This window comes from Tunturiibacter gelidiferens (genome assembly GCF_014201335.1).
In the GTDB taxonomy this organism is placed as follows: Bacteria; Acidobacteriota; Terriglobia; order Terriglobales; family Acidobacteriaceae; genus Edaphobacter; species Edaphobacter lichenicola_E.
The window spans coordinates 31,800-50,524 of the sequence record NZ_JACHEB010000016.1 but is presented as its reverse complement, the minus strand read 5'-3'; the positions used below and the strand labels follow the sequence as shown (position 1 = coordinate 50,524).

Genomic DNA, 18,725 nt, shown 5'->3' with positions numbered 1-18,725 from the left:
ATTGGGCAAGATTCTGGTTGGGGGAACGTTGCTGCTGGTGATCTTCGTAGGGGTGTTCCGGCAGAGGATCTTTCTGCGGGATCCGCTGGGCAAGATGCAGCGGAACGGCGTAGCGGTGGATGGGGCGCGGCTGTTCATCAATTTTTCGAACGATGTGCTGGTGGAGGAGCCGGGGACGGAGCGGCGATATTTGGTGCAGGGGTGGAGTGGGGTGCCGGGTGTGCCGCAGATTCTTGGCTGCGTGCAGGGGGTGGCATGTTGGACTGATGCAGACCATGCTGCGGTCTTTCCGTTGGATGGACGTGGGGCCGGAAAGCGGGCAGTGATGAGCGCAAAGGAAGTCACGTTTGTTGATGAAACTGGAGCGGATGTGCGGGTGGAGTTGAGGTAGGCCTGACGGAACCGGGGGATAGCGCGTAACCTTTATCGGAATAGAGACTCTAACGATGCGGAAGGATCTGCGTTGCAACGCTGCGCGCGTGGGTGCGGGATTGGAGCTCGAATGCCTGAGAAACCAGTAGACAAAGGGGATTCTGTCGAGGATATCAAGCCGGCAGCTGGGAGCGGGCCGGAGATCGTCGAGGTGATTCCGGAGGTTTTGCCGGCACCAGTCGCCGCGGTGACCAGGACTGCGGCGGATGAGCCTGTTGCAGCTGCTGTTTCTGCGACGAGTCCGGAGGCGGCTGCTTTGCCTGTTTCGGAGAGCCCGATTGCTGCAGCTCCTGTTGAGATCGACGAGCCTGTGGTGGCGACGATCCGGTTGGAGAAGAAGCATCCGCTGGCGATTCGATGGATGCACTGGGTGAATTTTCCGGTGTTGTTAACGATGATCTGGAGTGGGTTACTGATTTATTGGAATGATTCGGATAATGCGTATCAGCACCCGCATGCGGTGTATCGGGTTGGGGTGGGATCGCTGACTGTGGTACGGCTGTTTCCGCCGTGGTTCTGGAAACTGATCAACGCGCCGTATCGCGTGACCGAGGGGCTGGGGTATCACTTCTTCTTCATGTGGATCTTTGCGATCAATGGGGTTTTGTATGTGTCGTATCTGCTGATCTCGGGGGAGTGGCGGGTGCTGGTGCCGGAGCGTAGATCGTTTTTGGATGCGATTCAAGTGACGCTGGTGGACTTGCATCTTCGCAAGGGGCTGCCGCCGCAGAAGAAGTACAACGGGGCGCAGAAGATCGCTTATACGTCGGTGGTGTTGATGGGGCTGGGGTCGTTGGTAACGGGGCTTTCGATCTATAAACCAACGCAGGTGCACTGGATTACGTCGCTGCTGGGCGGCTATGAGATGGCGCGGTGGGAGCACTTCTGGTTAACGATGGGGTTCTGCGCGTTCTTTCTGGTGCATGTCGGGCAGGTGATTCTGGCGGGGTGGAATAACTTTCGCTCGATGGTGAGTGGATATGAGATTGTTCCGGCGGCCAAGGCTTCGCTGGAAGAAGAAAGGAGGGCGGGATGAGCGACGGACGCGAGGAACGGGAGGAGCAGGAGCAACGGCGGAAGTGGGAGAAAGAGAAAAAAGACCGGGACGATGATCTCGATCGCGACTGGGAGCGCAATGGAGAACGGGAGCGAAGAGATTCACGCGCAGTCGAGGTAGAGGCGTTGAATCCTGCGGTGCGGGCTCAGTCTGGGCAGAGGACGCGACGGAGTTTTCTGGTTGCGGCGACGGCGGTCGCGGGAGGGTATGGGTTTTATCGATGGCTTGATCGTAGTCCGATGGATATGCGGCTTCAGGAGCCGTTGCGACATATGCTGCGGGTCAATGCGAAGGTTTCGCGAGCGATCTTCGATGAGCGGGGTCTGGCGCCGACCTATTCGGTTGCGAAGTCGATGGAGCTTCGGACGAATGGGAACTACGGGTTGAAGATGGACTTGGTGCCGGAGAGCTATCGGTTGCAGATGGTAGGGGTGGAAAATGCTCGGGGGCTTCCGCAATATGTCGACGATGTGACGGCGTGGGACTACGAGTATGTGGCCAAGAAGGAGACTGGACCGGTGGAGCACGATACGAAGGTTCGTCCGAAGAGCGAGACTAACGCGGTGGACGGCGCAGGAAAGGTCGACGCGAATGGGGACGGAGGTGCAGGACTGGGGCCGATGATGAAGGGAGGACCAGCGAGCACGATGGTGGGTAGTCGCGCTAAGGGCGAGGATCAGAAGGCTCCTTCGGAGCTTTTGGCTGCGATGGAAAAGATGAAGAGGCGGCCGCGAGGGCAGGAGGAGGCGGGGATGTCCCGCAATACTCTGATACCGGGGACTCCGGGGCTTCTGCTGAAGATGGACGAGGTGACGAGTCTGCCGCATCACGAGCTAGTGACGGAGTTCAAATGCATTGAGGGATGGAGCCAGGTGGTGCATTGGGGTGGGTATCGGCTGGCGGATTTGATCGCGAAGTTTCCGCCGGCGAGGAAGGCTGACGGGTCGCTGCCGAAGTATGTGTACATGGAGACGCCGGATGGGGACTACTACTGCGGGTTCAGCTTGCAGGCTTGTATGCATCCGCAGAGTTTATTGGCGACTGAGATGGGAGGGCGTCCGCTTGCGCAGTGGCATGGCGCCCCGATGCGGCTCCATATGCCGATCAAGTACGGTTACAAACAGATCAAGCGCATTGGGCTGATTGCGTATGCGGATAGGCTGCCTGATGACTACTGGACCAAGCTGGGGTACGACTGGTACGCAGGGCTTTAGGCCTATGTCCTGCCGGACGGGCCCACTACGCTTGGTCACCCCGCAAACTAAGACCTGTTTGCGGGGACCCCGATTCGGGCGGTCACTTCGTGACTTGTATACCTTATTTTGTTTGATCGACCGTAGAACCTTATCCGCCCTCCGCGCAGGAGACTGGTCCATCAGGACACCATCAACTGGCGATGGTGCCCTGATGAAAGAGGAGTTGCCAGCGGTTGTCGCGGAAGGTCCACAGGGAGGAGCGGTGGGAGACAGCGACTGAGGTGGTGGCGCGATAGGTGGCGAGGACGACGTTCTCTGCGGGTTGCGCGATGTAGAAGTGGTGGATGGTGGCGTGGCGGGGACCGCTGGATAGCAGAACGTCGATGGTTTGCTGGCGGTTGAAGACGCGGCCTGAGGTGCAGAACTCTCTGTACTCGTCGGCGAAGAGGGGGATAAGGGCGGTACGGTCAGCTTCACGGTCCGGGTGGAGAAGACGCTCTTCGAGCGCGTAGAGATGGTCTTGAAGTTCGGTCTTTTTCATGGAACTCGGGCTCCAACTGTTTATACGAACGGCAGAGTAGAGGTGTTTCATTGTTACAGATTTTTGTGGTTCGGGTTGAATTAGTTGGGTTTGCGCGCCAAGACGACGCGTGGGATCTGTTGGAGGTCGTTGACGAAGGAAACATCTTTCCAGCCGGCAAGCAGGTTGGTTAGGGGGTGGCGTTGGCCGTGGCCCATCTCGAGGGCAAGAAGGCCGTTTGGTTTGAGGGCTCGAAGTGCCTGGGGGATGAGACGGCGGTAGATGTCGAGGCCGGTTTCGCCCGCGAACAGTGCGGTAGAAGGTTCGTGCTCGCGAACCTGTGGGTGAAGAGTGGAGCGATCGGATTCGGGAATGTACGGTGGGTTGCTGACGATGGCGTCGAAGGTCTCTGTCGGGTGGTCGATGGCGGCGAGCAGGTCGGATTCGAGGAAGTCGATGCGATTGGCTACGTTGTGTTGGCGGGCGTTGCTTGTGGCGACGGCGAGGGCTTTGATGGAGAGGTCGAGGGCGGTGATGTGGGCGAGAGGAAGATGGACAGCAAGTGCGATGGCGATGGCTCCAGAGCCGGTGCCGATGTCGGCTAGCTTTAGAGGTTGGTTGGCGGGGAGAAGGGAGAGGAGGGCTTCGACGAGATGCTCGGTTTCGGGGCGGGGGATGAGGACGGCGGGTGAGACGTGCAGGCGAAGGCCGTAGAACTCCTGCTCGCCGGTGATGTATTGGATGGGTTCGAGCTTGAGGCGGCGGCTGACTGCGATTTGATAGAGAGCCTGTTGATCGGGGGAGATACCGCGGTCGGGATATGCGATGAGCGTGACGCGGGGAATCTGCAAGGTGTGGAGAAGGAGGAGTTCGGCGTCGCGGTGGGCGTGTTCGCTGAGGTGTGGGTTGGCGGCCAGCTCGGCAGCGGCATTGGTGATGGCTTGGCGGAGGGTCACGGCGGCGGCTACCTGGGCTGCGGCTGGGTGGAGTCTGAGGTTGTGGGGAGAATGGTCGAGCTGGCGGTGAAGCGATGATAGTTGCTGTACTTCGCGGTGAAGCGGAAGGCGCTTGTCTTTGGGGTTTCTGTGGTGAAGGCGGCGACCGTGGAAGGCAGCCAGAAGGATTTGCCGTTGAGGTTGACGGGGGCGAAGTCGACCGCGGCTGTGCCGAGGACCGATTGATCTCGACCGATGGGATTCGGGACGGTGCGCTCGATAGGGGAGACCTGCATCGTGGCAGAGTCGACGACGAATCTTCCGGTTGTGCCGGGCTGGATGGTGGAGCAGGCAGGTTGTTTTGCAGCGGCTTCGCGCGCGGTGAAGGTGAAGGCCTCGGTGCCTGGAGACACAGGTGCAGACGTATCGGGACGATAGTCGAAGCACTCGCGGCGTTCAGCAGAGAGGAACTTGGCCAGTGCGCCGCTGAAGCCGCCGCTGAACGAGATGGGCATGTTCAACTTCTTAGTGCTGGATGGCTCGCCGTTGATCGCTTTGACCTCGCGGGACTCTTCGAGGGTTTCGCCGGATCGTGTGACACGAAAGAGGGCGTCGATGGTGGTTTCGTGCTTGAGCTTTCCGTCGCGGAGTTCTTGTGAGGTGATGTGCTCGTCGCAGAGGAAGCTTGGGACTGTGGCTTTGTATTGTTCGGTATTGTCTTCGACGCGAGAGAGAAGCTGGTCGAGCGCGGGTGTGGGCTGCTGGCCCAGCGCCACTGCGAAGCAGCCGATGAGGCAAGCGGGAGATGTGCGTGCGAAGGCTGAAGAGAGGCGCATGCGTGACTTTACGGTAGCAGAGGAGAGATGGTTCGCTAGCGGGTTTCGAGGAGGAGGACGTTGCCGTCGGGATCGATGATGGTGAGGGTTGCGCCATTTTTGACTGCGAAGATGCCCTCCTTGTGGAGGTGGCGCGCGGCCTTGCCAAGGCTGCTCGATTCAAGGGTGATACGTGCGTGGGTGCCGGCAGTGGCGGGTAGAATCTCTATCTCCTGGCCGCTCTCGCCGGGCATGTGCATGGACATGGGATCGTTGGCGATGGGCTTAAAGTTGAGCTGGTTGATGTAGAAGTCGCGGGCGGAGGTGGGGTCGGCCATGGGGAGGGAGACGGCGACGAGTTTTTCGGCGATGCGGTCCGGACCGAGGTGTTTGCCCTCGTCTTCGCGATGGAGCGAGCCGGGCAGGTACTGGGTGTACTCGATGAGCTGAGGGCCGGAGGGCTGGACGGGGCCACCCATGATGAAGCGGAGGTTGCCGGCGTTGGTTTTGAGAATGTCGGTGGGGGTGAGGCCGTGAGTAAGGTAGTCGTTGTGAATGGCTTCGAGGTCGACACCTTCGAAGCAGAGGCTCAGAAAGCCGGGACCGGTGTCCGCCGGGCCGGAGGCGTGGAGCTCGATGAACTGGCTGTCGTTGATCTTGATGAAGGATTCGTAAGGGATGTTGTCTTTGCGGAGATCGAAGGCTTGTTCGAAGCCGAGCTTCTCGTAGAAGTCGACGGAGGCGGCGAGATCTTTGACGCGAAAGGCCACATGGGCGATGCCGTTGAAGGGTGAGGTTTTGGTGTCAGGCTGCGCGTGAAGGAGGGGTGCGGGGAGGATTGAAGCGAGAGCAAGAATGACGAGGCATATCGCGGGGCGGGCAGAGCGAGAGCCGCTCCGGTGTTGCCTGATCATAGGTCGTTCCTTTTGGAGAGGCTGGCCTGTTCTTCGCTTTGAAATGTGAGGGACCAGGTCAGCCATCTCGTCGTTCGTTGCTGGCGTAAGGCAGGTCAGGCGGCTTCGGCTTCGGCTTTGAGTTTTTCTGCGGTGTAGTGCGCGATGAGTGCGTCGATCGTCGGCTGGATCTGACCCTCCATCACCATGGCGAGCTGGTGGTTGGTTAGGCCGATGCGGTGGTCGGTGAGGCGGTTCTGCGGGAAGTTGTAGGTGCGGATCTTCTCGCTGCGGTCGCCGGAGCCGATCTGCTGTTTGCGATCCTTGGCCTGGAGCTGGTGGATGCGCTCGGCTTCAACCTCGTAGAGGCGGGCGCGAAGGACGCGCATTCCCTTCTCGCGGTTTTTGATCTGCGACTTTTCGTCCTGGCAGCTAACGACGGTGTTGGTCGGGATATGCGTGATACGGACGGCCGAATAGGTAGTGTTGACGGATTGGCCGCCGGGTCCGGAGGAGCAGAAGGTGTCGATGCGCAGGTCCTTGGCTTCGATCTTGATGTCGACTTCTTCGGCCTCGGGCAGGACAGCGACTGTGATGGCCGAGGTATGAACGCGGCCCTGGGTTTCGGTCGCGGGAACGCGCTGCACCCGATGGACACCGGATTCGTATTTGAGCTGCGAGTAGACATTCTCGCCTTCGATGATGGCGGTGATGTCCTTGAGGCCGTGGCCGATGCCGGATTCGGTCTGGGAGAGGATCTCGACCTTCCACTTGTGCTGTTCGGCAAAGCGCATGTACATGCGGAAGACTTCGGCGACGAAGAGCGCAGCCTCGTCTCCGCCGGTGCCAGCGCGAAGTTCGAGGATGACGTTCTTTTCGTCGTTAGGATCCTTCGGGAGGAGGAGAACCTTGAGCTGCTCTTCTACAGGCTCGAGGCGGGGCTCGAGGGTGTCGAGCTCAGCTTGGGCCATTTCTTTTACATCGGGATCGGGATCCGTGAGCATGGCTTTGGCTTCGGCGATGCCGTCCCGGATCTTGCGGTACTCGCGGAACTTCTCGACAGTGGGCTCCATGTCGCGGTGCTGCTTCGCGATGGCCTGGAACTTCTTCTGATCATTGACCAGGGTGGGGTCGGACATCTGCCTGCCGAGGTCTTCGTAACGGGCTTCGAGTTGGTCGAGGCGGTCGAACATAGTTACTCCATTGAGTGAAAGGTGATTGGGGGATTAGTCGAGTGAAAGCCAGAGGAAGGCGCAGCTAGGCAAAGTCGTGACGGTCGGGGGACTCGGTCACGCGGGGGGTAAACACCGGATTTGCGGCTGTGTTCATGTCTATTTAGATGTTACTCCTTGTGCGGAGGGTGCAGCTAGCCTCTTTTTGGCATCTTTAGAGGACAGGGAATCAGTTGATACCAAACGGGAACCGGGCCACGTGGGCGGAGGAAGGTGATGAGGAAGATTCGGACTGAGTTACTGGAGATTGCCTTTGAGGATGACGGTCCAAAAGACGGGCCGGCGGTGGTGATTTTGCATGGGTGGCCCGACGCACCTTGCGGGTGGGATTCCATCGCATCGAGGCTCCAGGCGGAGGGTTGGCGCACGGTGATTCCCTATCTGCGAGGCTCGGGACCGACGAGATTTTTGTCCGAGGAGACGCCGCGGGTTGGTTCCGGCGTTGCGCTTGCACAGGATGCGATCGATCTGGCCGATGCGCTGGGACTTGGCCGGTTTGCCGTCGTCGGCCATGACTGGGGCGCGAGAGCGGCGTACACGTTAGCGGCACTTTTTCCGGATCGGATTTCGTCGGTTTCTGCTTTGGCGCTTGGATATCAGCCGGAAGGTAGATTCAAAGTGCCCTCCTTCGAGCAGTCCAGGAAATTCTGGTACCAGTGGTTTATGTGTGTGGACGGCGGAGCGGAAAAGGTGCGAGAAGATCCGGTCGGTTTTGCGCGGATCCAGTGGGAGACGTGGAGCCCGGAGGGTTGGTTTGATGAAGCCGAGTTCGCGAGGACCGCTGAGAGCTTTTCGAATCCGGACTGGGTTGCGATTACGTTGAATGCTTATCGCGCGCGCTGGCGGGACGGGGAGGCGCGGGACTCTCGCTATGAAGACGAACAACGAAGACTGGAAAAAGTGGAGCTTATATCAACGCCCACTTTGATGATCCAGGGGGTGGATGATCGTTGTGATCCTCCTAGCGAATCGGAGGGGCAGGAACGATACTTCGCTGGTGGCTATCATCGCTTGTTGCTGGAGGGTGTTGGCCATTTTCCTCATCGAGAGGCGCCGGGTATTGTGGCGGATGTGATTGTGAATCATCTGCGGGATAAAGGATCGCGGTGAAGGCGGCCGTGTGAGGAGTTGAAGCTATGGCGCTGTTTGCAACGCTCGCAGAGCTGGCGGAAGGGTTGGCGAAGGAGGCCGGCAAACTGAAGAAGCGTGCGGCGATCTCTGAAGCTATTTCTGCAGTTCATGTAGCTGCGCCGCAGAGCGAAGATGCTGGGCTTTTTGCGCTCTATGTCGCTGGTACTCCGTTCGCAGAGGCGGATTCGCGGAAGCTGAATGCAGGTGGAGCATTGTTGTCGAAGGCTTTGTTGGCGGTGAGTGGGGCCAGCAACGAGGCTCTGACGGCGGCATACAGGCGGCATGGAGATATGGGTGCGGCGGCCTTCGATCTGCTGATTGCGGCTGGTAGTGAAAAGACGCCGAACCTGACGTTGGCCGAGGTGTCGGAGGCGTTTGCGGGGATGGCGGTGGCGAAGACAACGGCGATTCGAGCTGGTTTGGTCGAGGGCCTGTTGCGGCGCGCGACCGCGCTTGAAGCTAAGTATCTGCTGAAGTTGATGCTTGGGGATATGAGGATTGGGGTGAAGCAGAGCCTGGTGGAGGAGGTGATCGCTGCGGCGGCTGGCGCTACGGTAGAGGCTGTGCGACGCGCGGTGATGTTGGAAGCGGATCTAAGTGGCGCAACGCAACGGGCTTTCGCCGGAACGTTGAGTGAGGCGAGGATGCGGCTGTTTCATCCACTCGGCTTCATGCTGGCTTCGCCGGTAGAGACGCCGGAAGAAGCGGTGAAACGGTTTACGGAAAAGCCGGCTAAGGTGTCAGCGGCGAAGATCAAGAAGTCGGGCAAGAGTAAGAAGGCCGAGGAGGCGCTGCGTCGAGCGATGAAGCTCGTTCCTGACCGTGAGGTTGAAGTTGCGGTTGCTGTGGAGGCTGACGGTGAGGTGGGGGAAGAGGTTGTCGCGCCGCAAAGTCTCGACATCGACGCCGAAGAGTTTGCCGATGCTGCGCCTGCAGATGTGATTGCGAGAGATCCCGCTGGGGAGCCTGACGAGTCGAGATCAAATGCCTTGGATGTGAAAGGGGTCGAGGCATTTCTAGAGGATAAGTACGACGGTATGCGAGCGCAGGTACATTGCGGAGATTCTGGGCAGCCGGGGCGGGTGGCGATCTACTCGCGCAATAAAGAGGACGTGACTGAGAGCTTTCCTGAGTTGGAGGAGGCGTTTGCGCAGATTCGACCGAAGTCAGATGAATTCGTAAGTTCGTTTATCTTTGATGGCGAAATTCTGGGTTGGGACTTTGAACAAGGGCGCGCACTGCCGTTTGCGGTGTTGGGACAGAGGATCGGGCGGAAGCGCGTTTCGAACGAATGGCGTCAGCAGGTGCCGGTTGTGTTTATGGCGTTCGACCTGATGTGCGCTGGAGGCGAATTGCTGTTGGAGCTGCCGCTGCGGGAGCGACGCAATCGGCTGGAGGCGGTGGTGGAGAGCCTGGTCGAGCGAGTGGTATCGCCGCTGGTGGTGGACGAGCGAGCACAGGATTCGCAGGCGGTGTTATTTGCTGGCGAGGTGAGCGCAGGCGTGGAGAGGCTGATGATCTCGCCTTCGCGGCTGGTGGAGTCGGCCGAGGATATCGATCGGGCCTATGCCGATGCGCGGGCGCGGGCGAACGAGGGTGTGATGTTGAAGGCGGCGGGGTCGGTCTATCAACCCGGGCGGCGTGGTCTTGCTTGGGTGAAGTTGAAGCGCGAGTTGGCGACGCTTGATGTGGTTGTGACGGGAGCGGAGTTCGGACATGGCCGACGCGCGGGTATTTTGAGCGACTATACGTTTGCGGTGCGTGATGCCAATGGTGAGTTGCTCAATGTGGGTAAGGCCTACTCGGGTTTGACCGATATTGAGATCGGTGAGATGAGCACATGGATGATGGAGCACACGCTCGAAGACCAGGGGTTCTTTCGCACGGTCGAACCGCTCATGGTGTTGGAGGTGGCGTTCAACAACATCATGCGCAGCGGGCGTCATGCGAGCGGCTTTGCATTGCGCTTTCCACGGATTTTGAAGATCAGGACGGACAAACCAGTAAGCGAAATCGATACTGTCGAACGGGTGGAAGAGGTGTATCAGTCGCAGGTGGATAAGCCGGAGGGGTAACTCGAAAGTTGCAGATGAATAGACGCGAGCTATATTTTTCAGTCCTCGCGATCGCAACGCTGCAAACCCTCGTATTTACTGGTTGATCTTGCATGATGCACCCTGCTAGAGTGCGTTCGATCTTTTCTTGTTGAGGGAAAGATGATCGAACTGGGCCACGCACCGCGCAAGAGCACCGGATTTGTGCTCATACTAGCCGGCTTCATCGCGCTTGATCTTCTGTCGTGGCCGATCTTCTTTTCCTACTATCTCTTTGTCTTTGCTGATAGAAGCAACTTTCTCAATCTCGACTACCTGTTGGATCAACACCTTCGCCTGGGAGTTGACACGTTTTATCAGTACGGGCTGATTCCGGTCTTTCTCCAGCATGTTCTGTTTGCCATATTCGGAGGTGGCTACTGGCCGCTGATTGGCTGCACTATCGCTGTGTTGATCCTGATGTCAGTGTTCTGGGCTCGTCTTGTCCGATGCATCTCCAATCGATGGCTCTCTATTCTGGCCGTCATCGCGATCAGTCCTTTTCTTTTAATAGTCAACCCGAACCTTCCGTATTCGCTCGTCCAGCTCTCGATGTTGTTTGCATTGCTCTTTCTCGTGGAGGGACGCGCAGACATTGCGCTGGCTGTAGCGGCGATTGGCACCTTCTGTGTTCCATCGCTGCCGTTGCTTCTGACTGGCCTCTTGGCGATCTACGTAGTGGCAGAGTGGTGGCTCAACAATGAGCGGTCGGTCTCGCTGCTGGCCCGGAGGCTTGCTCCTGGCGTACTGACCTATGTTTTGCTCGGGGTCGGCTTGAGTCTGTACTTCGGGGCGAGATCAGTTCTCGCGACCGCACTACCGCTCCTCGGTACGAAGTTCTACTATGGCGGGGGGAAGTTTGACTACGATGATCTGATCACCTTCTTGCATCCCCGAGGTCACAACTCGCTGTACTACCTGGGGTACTACGTTGTAACGCCGGCGACGTGGTGGATGCTCAGTACAGTCGGCCTGGTGATTCTGGCGTTTTTTGCGTTGATGGCGATGATTCGCCGCGGGAGAGTGGACCCCAAATACGGAGCCGTGATCATCTGTGCGGTTGTACAGGTCGTTTTTGCTGTCTTCGCTTACAGGGGGGATGGACAACATACGATTTACGATCCCATTACTGCAGCCGGCATGCTTCTGGGGTTGTGGGTCGTCCCCGCCCCCCGATGGCGGAGTTCTCTTCTGATTCTCTTTACCCTGATCGGATTGGGTGCTCAGGCCGCTCAGGCTCGGCAGACGTTATGGGCGTGGAGGAATACCCACCGCTCTGCGCTCACCGCGAATCTTTACGCCGAACCGGAGTACGCCTCGCAGCTGGCGCATATTTTGAAGATTGCAGAGACACAGAAGGTTCTCATGATGTCGAACGCGACGGGTGTGCACCACTATTACCCTAGCCTTCGTTCCGCCGACACCTGGTTTCTAGGTGAAACGCAGATGTTTCCTGCAGATCATGCACGGGTGTTGGCTAACATACGAGACGCTGATGTGGTGGTTGAGGACACAGCCCACGTCCCATACTTCACTGACCGAGATCCCGAGATTCAGAGCCAACTCCGCTCCATGTGCCTGACAGAGGTGACGAGGGACTTTCAAATATGGTGGCGGCATGCGCCGAGTTCGGTGGAGTGCAAGATCAACCAGCGTAAGACTGCAAGCATTCTCTCGGCTACCTCGAAAAAATAGGTCTGTCAGCGTTCTAATGCGATTGCGTGCTGACAGACCTATCCCCATAGGCGGAGAATGCAGATGTGAGCACTGGGATAGACAGACGAGAACTGTTGCAGGGTGTCGCCGCTGTGGTCGCAGGTGGGGCTTTGCAGCGGGTAGGTTTCGCTGCGGTTGTGGGGCGACCTCTTGAAGAGGTCGGTTATGGACAGGTGACGCTTAAGAGCCCGCTGCATCTCGCTCAAATGGAGAACGTACGCGCGGTGCTGATGGGGCTCAGCGACGATAGTTTGTTGATGCCTTTTCGGAAGATGGTGGGGCAGGATGCTCCCGGCGAAGATCTTGGCGGATGGTACCAATATCGGGCGGACTACAACTACAAAAGGGACGACGCGGGGCTGGCTCCAAGCGCAACATTTGGACAGTGGGTTTCAGCCCTGTCGCGGATGTATGCAATCGGTGGCGAGCAGGAGCTGCGGGAACGCGCCGTGCGGTTGAACAGTCTGTACGCGCAGACGATTGCAACGGAATACTACGCAAACAACCGCTTTCCAGCCTACTGCTTCGACAAACTCGTGTGCGGCCTCATGGATGCGCACAGGCTTGCGGGGGACAGCGATGCGCTGGTGATTCTCGAGCGTACCCGAAAGTCCGCGCTGCCAGAGTTGCCGGGGCATGCCGTGGATCGCGAGGTGGTCTGGCGGGAGGGGAAGGATGCATCCTGGACCTGGGACGAGAGCTATACGATGCCCGAAAATTTGTATCTTGTATCGGCACAAATGGGAGTGGAGGGAGCTGCCTATCGCGAGATGGCAGAACGTTATATGGATGACACGACCTATTTCGATCCGCTCGCCCGCGGGGAGAATGTATTGAGCGGAAAGCAAGCGTACAGCTATGTGAATGCGTTGTGTTCGGCGATGCAGGCATACATGGTTGGGGGAAGCGAAAAGCATCTGCAGGCAGCGAAGAACGGCTTCGATATGCTGCTTGCTCAGAGTTTTGTGACGGGAGGATGGGGGCCGGACGAGCTGCTGCAGGCGCCGGGATCGGGCAAGGTCTACGCGAGCCTTGCGCGAAGCCACAACAGCTTCGAAACACCGTGTGGCAGTTACGCTCATATGAAGTTGACACGGTACTTGCTGCGCTGCACGCGCGACGGGCGATATGGCGACAGCATGGAACGGGTGATGTACAACGCTGTCCTCGGAGCTATGCCGCTACAGCCGGATGGACATGCTTTCTACTATTCCGACTACCACTCAAGTCCTCCAACAGATGCTGCGTCAGACACGGTAAAGGGAGCGTTGGGAGTGGCAGGAAAACGAGTTTATTCGACTCATCGGTGGCCGTGTTGTTCGGGGACTCTGCCGCAGGTTGTCGCGGACTACTGGATCAACGGGTATTTTCACGAGCCGGGGGCCGTGTGGGTGAATCTTTACCTGCCTTCTGCTCTGCGGTGGAGCGAGGGCAACGCAAAGGTTGAGATGGATTTGGAGGGCACGTATCCGGAGACGCCGGAGGTACGGCTGCGGATGAAGACGTCGCACCCGGTTACGTTCGCGCTGAAACTGCGGATTCCTGCGTGGGCGGAGGGGGCTTCGCTCGAGGTGAATGGAAAGCCTGTTAAGTTGGCCGTGATGGCCGGATTTGCCACCGTGCGAAGAAAGTGGCGGGCCGGCGATATGGTGAAGCTACAACTGCCGATGAAGCCGCGGTTCGAGGCGTTGGACGAGGCGCATCCTGAGACGGTAGGGGTGTTGTTGGGGCCGAGAGTTTTGTTTGCGCTCGCTTCGGCGCCGGTGGCTGCAAGCAAAGCGCATGTGCTGGAGATACAACAGGCAGGCAGCGGCGAGTGGACGTTACAAAGTGCGAATGGGCCGGTAAAGATGGTGCCATTTACCTCGGTCGCGGACCAGCCTTATCTGACCTATATTCAATTGGCTGGCTGAATGATCAAAGACTTATCGATCACGACACGGAATGAGAGATGGCTAAAAATTTACAGCGGAGCTATCGTTCGCTGCATCTGAATTTTCATGGAATACAGACAGCTTGGTAAATCGGGTTTGAAGGTGCCGGAGCTTTGCTTCGGTGCAGGGACGTTCGGAGCAGCCAATGAGTTTTTTAAAGCCTGGTCGGAGACGACGCAGGAAGAAGCCGACCGGATCGTCGACATCTGCATGGACGCAGGGATGAACTTGTTCGATACTGCCGACATTTATTCGGACGGAGAGAGCGAGAAGGCGCTTGGAAAGGCGCTTGCGAAACACAAAAGGCGCGACGTGATGATCTCGACGAAGGCGACCTTTCGGTTCGGCAAAGGACCGAACGATGTCGGTTCGTCTCGTTATCATTTGATTCAATCTGCAGAACGCTCGTTGAAGCGACTCGGCACAGACCATATCGATATCTACCACTTGCATGCGTTTGATGCGACCTCGCCGGTAGAAGAGACACTGCGCGCTCTCGATGACCTGGTGCGTGAGGGGAAGATTCGTTACATTGCGTGTTCGAATTTTTCGGGCTGGCACCTGATGAAGTCGTTGAGCGTGAGTGAGCGATATGGTTGGTCCCGCTATATTGGCCATCAGGTGTATTACTCGCTGGTGGGCCGCGACTATGAGTGGGAGCTGATGCCACTGGCAGTCGATCAGGGTGTGGGCGCACTTGTGTGGTCGCCGCTGGGTTGGGGACGGTTGACGGGCAAGATTCGCCGCGAAACAGGCATTCCCAAGGACAGTCGATTGAACTCGAAGATAGTAACGGATGCGGGGCCGCAGGTTCCGGAGGAGTACCTGTATACCGTTATCGATGCCATCGATGAGATCGCAAAGGAAACGGGCAAGACGGTCCCACAGATAGCGCTGAACTGGCTGCTGCGTAGGCCTACGGTTTCGACTCTGATTGTTGGCGCGAGAAACGAGGAACAGTTGAAACAAAACCTCGGGGCCATCGGCTGGGAGCTTACGAAGGAGCAGGTTGCCCGGCTGGATCAAGCGAGTGAACTGCCGAAGGCTTACCCCTACTGGCACCAAGTGCAGTTCAGCGAGCGAAATCCGTTCCCGGTATAAGGGCGTAAAATTGGCGATGGTTTTGAGGCTCGCGGAGTGCTGCGAGCCTCAGCCCATTTTGCAGGTGTGAGGTTTGAGTGCGATCTCCAGTTCTCGTTTTGTTATTGGCCGTTCTTCTGCTTGGCCCCAGTGGATTTGCACAGGCTCCCAAGTCGCATCGATTCAGGGTTGAAGGCGACCACTTTGCGCTCGATGGCAAACCGTTTCAAGTCATCTCGGGAGAGATGCACTATCCGCGAATTCCGCGAGCGTATTGGCGCCAGCGATTTCGAATGGCCAAAGCAATGGGGTTGAACACAATCACCACGTACGTCTTCTGGAACGTGCATGAGCCAAAGCCGGGTGTGTACGATTTTTCCGGGAACAATGATGTCGCAGAGTTTGTGCGTGAGGCCCAGCAGGAAGGTCTCTATGTGATTCTTCGGCCGGGTCCCTATGTGTGCGCGGAGTGGGAGTTTGGCGGATATCCGTCGTGGCTGTTGAAGGATCACGCGACTTTGGTTCGCACCAGCGATCCGAAGTTCATGGTGCCTGCCGCGCGATGGATTGAGCGATTGGGCAAGGAACTGGCCCCACTACAGGTCGGCAATGGAGGACCTATCATTTTGACGCAGGTAGAGAACGAATACGGTTCGTTCGGTAATGACCATGCGTACATGGAACAGATTCACAAGGCTCTGGTTGATGCGGGATTCACTCAGTCGCAGCTGTACACCGCGGACGGACCGGATAAAGTGAGGGACGGCTCGCTGCCGGAGCTTCCTGCTGGAATTAATTTTGGTGGTGAGGAAGATGGTGCGGCGGAGCGGGCGTTTGCGAAGCTGAAGGAAGTCCGTCCCGATGGCCCGTTCATAAACAGTGAATATTGGGCTGGCTGGTTTGATCACTGGGGTGCGGATCACGCAAAGACGCATGCCGACAAGCAGGCGGATAATCTGCGATGGATGCTGGCTCATGGTTATTCTGTGAGCTTTTACATGTTCCACGGTGGCACGAGCTTCGGAGGTATGAATGGAGCCAACGGAGATGTTGCTGGTACCTATGAACCAGATGTCACGAGCTACGACTACGACGCCGCTCTTGACGAGGCCGGACGGCCAACACCGAAGTACTTCGTCTTTCGCGACATCATCGCAAAATCCACAGGCGTAACTCCGCCGACGGTGCCTGAGGTCGCGTCGGCAGTTCGAACCCCGGCAGCGAAAGTGATTGAGGCTGCTTCGTTGTGGAAGAATCTGCCTGCGCCAGTTCGATCGGAACATCCTTTGAGCATGGAGGATGTTGACCAGGCCTATGGCTACATCCTGTATCGCACCACGTTGAAGAGGGCGTCGCAGGGGGAGCTCGTTGTGGACGAACTTCACAGCTACGCGCAGGTTTATCTGGATGGAAAATTGATTGGAACGCTGGACCGGCGATTGAAGCAGGATCGTCTTACGCTACCTGCGATAGGCAGCAATGCGCGTCTGGATATTCTGGTGGAGAACACAGGCCGCATCAACTTCGGCAAAGCTATCGGCGGTGAGCGTGCCGGTATCACGAAGCAGGTGACGCTGAACGGTAAGGAGCTTACTGACTGGGAGATTTATCCGTTGCCCATGAACGACATGACCGGCTTGAAGTTCTCACGAGAGCCATGCGACGGCGCTTGTTTTTATCGCGCCAGCTTTGATCTCAATACTGTTGGCGATACTTTCCTCGACACGAGCGAGTTTGCGAAGGGCGAGCTTTGGTTGAACGGCCACGCCCTTGGCCGCATCTGGAATGTTGGTCCACAGAAGACACTTTACGCTCCGGCTCCGTGGGTGGTGAAAGGACGCAATGACGTGATTGTGTTCGATCTGCAGGGAAAGATGGGCGCGACTGTACGAGGTTTGGACAAGCCTGTTCTCGGATCACCAACCAAAGAGTCGCCCGTCGCGCAATAAGTCGCTAACAAACAAGAAAGCCTCCGGCATGTTACCGGAGGCTTCGTAAACCTTACTGCGGTGGGAACGCCGGTTAGAACTTCATGAGGAATGCCAGCGTCATGCGGTTCTCGCTGTTGCGAAGATCCGGGCTCCAGCCTGGAACGAGAGAACCTGGTGTTCCGGTGTTCCCGCCTGGAGGCGTAACGCCACCGGGTCCGGCAAAGTAGGGGACGTTTGCTGCACGATGGTTGTACTCCAGCCGATAGGTGAAGTATTGGTTCGGCATGTAGTCGGCTGTGACGGAAGTGTCCCATGCTTTGAACGGATCACCCGGGTTCTCGGTGAAGTAGGGTGTTCCAGAGGCTGCGGTTGCTCCGTTGATCGGGGGAAGAAGGACCAGGTAACGGCCTGGGTTGTTGATGCGTCCTCCGCCGAGTGTCAGGCCAAAACGATCACGATCAAACCAGAAACGGTTGTAGGCCATGAAGCCGAGAAAGCTCTGCTTCGGTCCAGTCTTCCCGTTGCCAAAGCAGCTTACGCCGCCGCCGCTCTCGCAGCCAGCGTCGCCGGTCAGAGTTGCAGCGGCCTTACTGAGGAAGGAGTCGTGCCGCTCGTAGTACTTGTACTGAACACTATCGTCGGTGTGGTAGCGAGTACGTGAGCCTATGCCCAGCGCATCCTCTCCAAAGCCGTACTGATTGCCGACGATCGACCAATTTCCATTTGGACGATAAAGGATCGATCCGCCCAGCCCGGGCCGATTGTTGAACCGCCCGTAGGATTGCCAGCCGTTGATGAACCAGGGTTCGATCTTCAGCTTGGCGGTGGGAAACCATTGCACGCGCACACCATTGAAGAACCAAGGCGTGTTTGACGACACATAGGACGGCTGATAGGCCCAGTTATCGAACTGATAAAACGAGAAGAGGCCAATGTAGGAGAGGAAGATGCCAGCATCCACGTTGAGGCCGTGTTGCACGTTGAAGTGGTAGCCAGCGTTGGCCTCACTTACATAACGATAGGCGTCGGCAAGGTCCCATTGTCCGCGCGCGGGGCTGGCATCATTGCGCGGCGTTGCCGTGGCGTAAAGACCGATCTGGCTCAAAACGCGGGCGCGCACATTGTTGTAATGGAAGTCGCCACCAATTCCAAGGTCCGTCAGGGTAACCTCGCTGGACCGAAAGACCTCGCTCGATCCGACAATGGTGTCGTCCTGCGGATGCCGGAAGTCGTAGGTGTAGCTAACATCCGAGCGAATCTCAGGGGTGAAGAACTTGGTTGCATACGGCGTGTCCTTGGTGCGTGCGTTGCCGGTGAGCCAGGTGAAGTCGGCAAAGGCGAACGGCTCTGAGTGTGGGTTGTTGGGATCTGTGACCTCCGGCTCTGCTTCTGTCATGACGGAAGAAGAGGCAGAAGCCTTGGCTGTCGTGACGTGATGAGTCTCGGGCTCAATGGCGTTTGCCTGCTTGAGCTCCATGAGCTGCTTCTGGATCTCCTCCAACTGGTCCTGTAGTTGTTGTATCTTCCGGTCTTGAGCTGTTTGATGGTCTGGAGTGACCTGGGTGTTCTCGACGGCTGTCTGTAGATTCGGTCCTGGTGCCTGAGCTTGAAGGTTTCCTCCAAAAAGCGTCAGCCCTGCCGCAAGGCCGAACGATGTCAGACAAAATCGCTGACCACGTGATATTTTTCTGTTTTTCACTGCTGCTTCTCCATTCCTTACAGCCGCAGCGGCCAATTAAGGAACCTACCGGGCCACTGGA

Annotated in this window: 15 protein-coding genes; 9 read left to right on the top strand and 6 right to left on the bottom strand. The window is 57.8% G+C overall.

Features of this window, described 5'->3' with window-relative positions; genetic code table 11:
• The first annotated feature begins 1 nt into the window (after nucleotide 1).
• The 3 genes from HDF14_RS24645 (at nucleotide 2) to HDF14_RS24635 (ending at nucleotide 2,703) form a co-directional block, all read left to right on the top strand.
• Entirely contained in the window at nucleotides 2-391 is a 390-nt protein-coding gene (locus HDF14_RS24645; protein ID WP_183981411.1) for a hypothetical protein, read from the top strand.
• A 111-nt stretch (nucleotides 392-502) separates the two neighbouring features.
• A complete protein-coding gene (locus HDF14_RS24640) occupies nucleotides 503-1,468 on the top strand; it encodes a cytochrome b/b6 domain-containing protein (protein WP_183981410.1) in 966 nt (321 codons plus the stop codon).
• Nucleotides 1,465-2,703 carry a molybdopterin-dependent oxidoreductase gene (locus HDF14_RS24635; RefSeq protein WP_260698567.1) on the top strand — a complete coding sequence of 413 codons (1,239 nt, stop codon included), beginning with the start codon at nucleotides 1,465-1,467 and terminating at the stop codon, nucleotides 2,701-2,703. Before HDF14_RS24640 ends, HDF14_RS24635 begins: the two co-directional genes overlap by 4 nt.
• Nucleotides 2,704-2,875: 172 nt before the next feature.
• Here HDF14_RS24635 and HDF14_RS24630 read toward each other — a convergent pair whose 3' ends face one another.
• From HDF14_RS24630 to prfA, 5 genes are all read right to left on the bottom strand, one after another.
• Complete coding sequence (locus tag HDF14_RS24630) at nucleotides 2,876-3,226, bottom strand: DUF4440 domain-containing protein (RefSeq protein WP_183981409.1); 351 nt, start codon at nucleotides 3,224-3,226, stop codon at nucleotides 2,876-2,878.
• Between the two features lie 80 nt (nucleotides 3,227-3,306).
• Nucleotides 3,307-4,161: a peptide chain release factor N(5)-glutamine methyltransferase gene (prmC, locus tag HDF14_RS24625; protein WP_183981408.1), complete on the bottom strand. Its 855-nt coding sequence runs from the start codon at nucleotides 4,159-4,161 to the stop codon at nucleotides 3,307-3,309.
• A gap of 8 nt (nucleotides 4,162-4,169) precedes the next feature.
• A complete protein-coding gene (locus tag HDF14_RS26990; RefSeq protein ID WP_183981407.1) occupies nucleotides 4,170-4,976 on the bottom strand; it encodes a hypothetical protein in 807 nt (268 codons plus the stop codon).
• A gap of 35 nt (nucleotides 4,977-5,011) precedes the next feature.
• Nucleotides 5,012-5,869: a VOC family protein gene (locus tag HDF14_RS24615; RefSeq protein ID WP_183981406.1), complete on the bottom strand. Its 858-nt coding sequence runs from the start codon at nucleotides 5,867-5,869 to the stop codon at nucleotides 5,012-5,014.
• Nucleotides 5,870-5,964: 95 nt separating this feature from the next.
• A complete protein-coding gene (gene prfA / locus HDF14_RS24610; protein WP_183981405.1) occupies nucleotides 5,965-7,041 on the bottom strand; it encodes a peptide chain release factor 1 in 1,077 nt (358 codons plus the stop codon).
• 255 nt (nucleotides 7,042-7,296) lie between these two features.
• Here prfA and HDF14_RS24605 point away from each other — a divergent pair, with 255 nt between their 5' ends.
• From HDF14_RS24605 to HDF14_RS24580, 6 genes are all read left to right on the top strand, one after another.
• On the top strand, nucleotides 7,297-8,190 hold the full coding sequence (locus HDF14_RS24605) for an alpha/beta fold hydrolase (RefSeq protein ID WP_183981404.1): 894 nt from the start codon (nucleotides 7,297-7,299) through the stop codon (nucleotides 8,188-8,190).
• A gap of 26 nt (nucleotides 8,191-8,216) precedes the next feature.
• Nucleotides 8,217-10,286 (top strand): ATP-dependent DNA ligase, encoded by a 2,070-nt coding sequence (locus HDF14_RS24600; RefSeq protein ID WP_183981403.1) that lies wholly within the window; start codon nucleotides 8,217-8,219, stop codon nucleotides 10,284-10,286.
• Nucleotides 10,287-10,427: 141 nt separating this feature from the next.
• Nucleotides 10,428-11,999 carry a hypothetical protein gene (locus tag HDF14_RS24595; protein WP_183981402.1) on the top strand — a complete coding sequence of 524 codons (1,572 nt, stop codon included), beginning with the start codon at nucleotides 10,428-10,430 and terminating at the stop codon, nucleotides 11,997-11,999.
• Between the two features lie 65 nt (nucleotides 12,000-12,064).
• Nucleotides 12,065-13,933, top strand: coding sequence for a beta-L-arabinofuranosidase domain-containing protein (locus HDF14_RS24590; RefSeq protein WP_183981401.1), 1,869 nt, complete (start codon nucleotides 12,065-12,067; stop codon nucleotides 13,931-13,933).
• An 87-nt stretch (nucleotides 13,934-14,020) separates the two neighbouring features.
• Nucleotides 14,021-15,055, top strand: a complete 1,035-nt coding sequence (locus tag HDF14_RS24585; protein WP_183981400.1) for an aldo/keto reductase — start codon at nucleotides 14,021-14,023, stop codon at nucleotides 15,053-15,055.
• A 77-nt stretch (nucleotides 15,056-15,132) separates the two neighbouring features.
• A complete protein-coding gene (locus tag HDF14_RS24580; protein ID WP_313899687.1) occupies nucleotides 15,133-16,983 on the top strand; it encodes a glycoside hydrolase family 35 protein in 1,851 nt (616 codons plus the stop codon).
• A 73-nt stretch (nucleotides 16,984-17,056) separates the two neighbouring features.
• Here HDF14_RS24580 and HDF14_RS24575 read toward each other — a convergent pair whose 3' ends face one another.
• On the bottom strand, nucleotides 17,057-18,664 hold the full coding sequence (locus tag HDF14_RS24575) for an outer membrane beta-barrel protein (RefSeq protein ID WP_313899686.1): 1,608 nt from the start codon (nucleotides 18,662-18,664) through the stop codon (nucleotides 17,057-17,059).
• Nucleotides 18,665-18,725 lie beyond the last annotated feature (61 nt).

Excerpts from the sequence above, each read along its gene's own strand:
- HDF14_RS24640 (WP_183981410.1), top strand. The coding sequence starts at position 503 with ATGCCTGAGAAACCAGTAGACAAAGGGGATTCTGTCGAGGATATCAAG.
- HDF14_RS24635 (WP_260698567.1), top strand. The coding sequence starts at position 1,465 with ATGAGCGACGGACGCGAGGAACGGGAGGAGCAGGAGCAACGGCGGAAG.
- HDF14_RS24630 (WP_183981409.1), bottom strand. The coding sequence starts at position 3,226 with ATGAAAAAGACCGAACTTCAAGACCATCTCTACGCGCTCGAAGAGCGT.
- HDF14_RS26990 (WP_183981407.1), bottom strand. The coding sequence starts at position 4,976 with ATGCGCCTCTCTTCAGCCTTCGCACGCACATCTCCCGCTTGCCTCATC.
- HDF14_RS24615 (WP_183981406.1), bottom strand. The coding sequence starts at position 5,869 with ATGATCAGGCAACACCGGAGCGGCTCTCGCTCTGCCCGCCCCGCGATA.
- prfA (WP_183981405.1), bottom strand. The coding sequence starts at position 7,041 with ATGTTCGACCGCCTCGACCAACTCGAAGCCCGTTACGAAGACCTCGGC.
- HDF14_RS24605 (WP_183981404.1), top strand. The coding sequence starts at position 7,297 with ATGAGGAAGATTCGGACTGAGTTACTGGAGATTGCCTTTGAGGATGAC.
- HDF14_RS24600 (WP_183981403.1), top strand. The coding sequence starts at position 8,217 with ATGGCGCTGTTTGCAACGCTCGCAGAGCTGGCGGAAGGGTTGGCGAAG.
- HDF14_RS24595 (WP_183981402.1), top strand. The coding sequence starts at position 10,428 with ATGATCGAACTGGGCCACGCACCGCGCAAGAGCACCGGATTTGTGCTC.
- HDF14_RS24585 (WP_183981400.1), top strand. The coding sequence starts at position 14,021 with ATGGAATACAGACAGCTTGGTAAATCGGGTTTGAAGGTGCCGGAGCTT.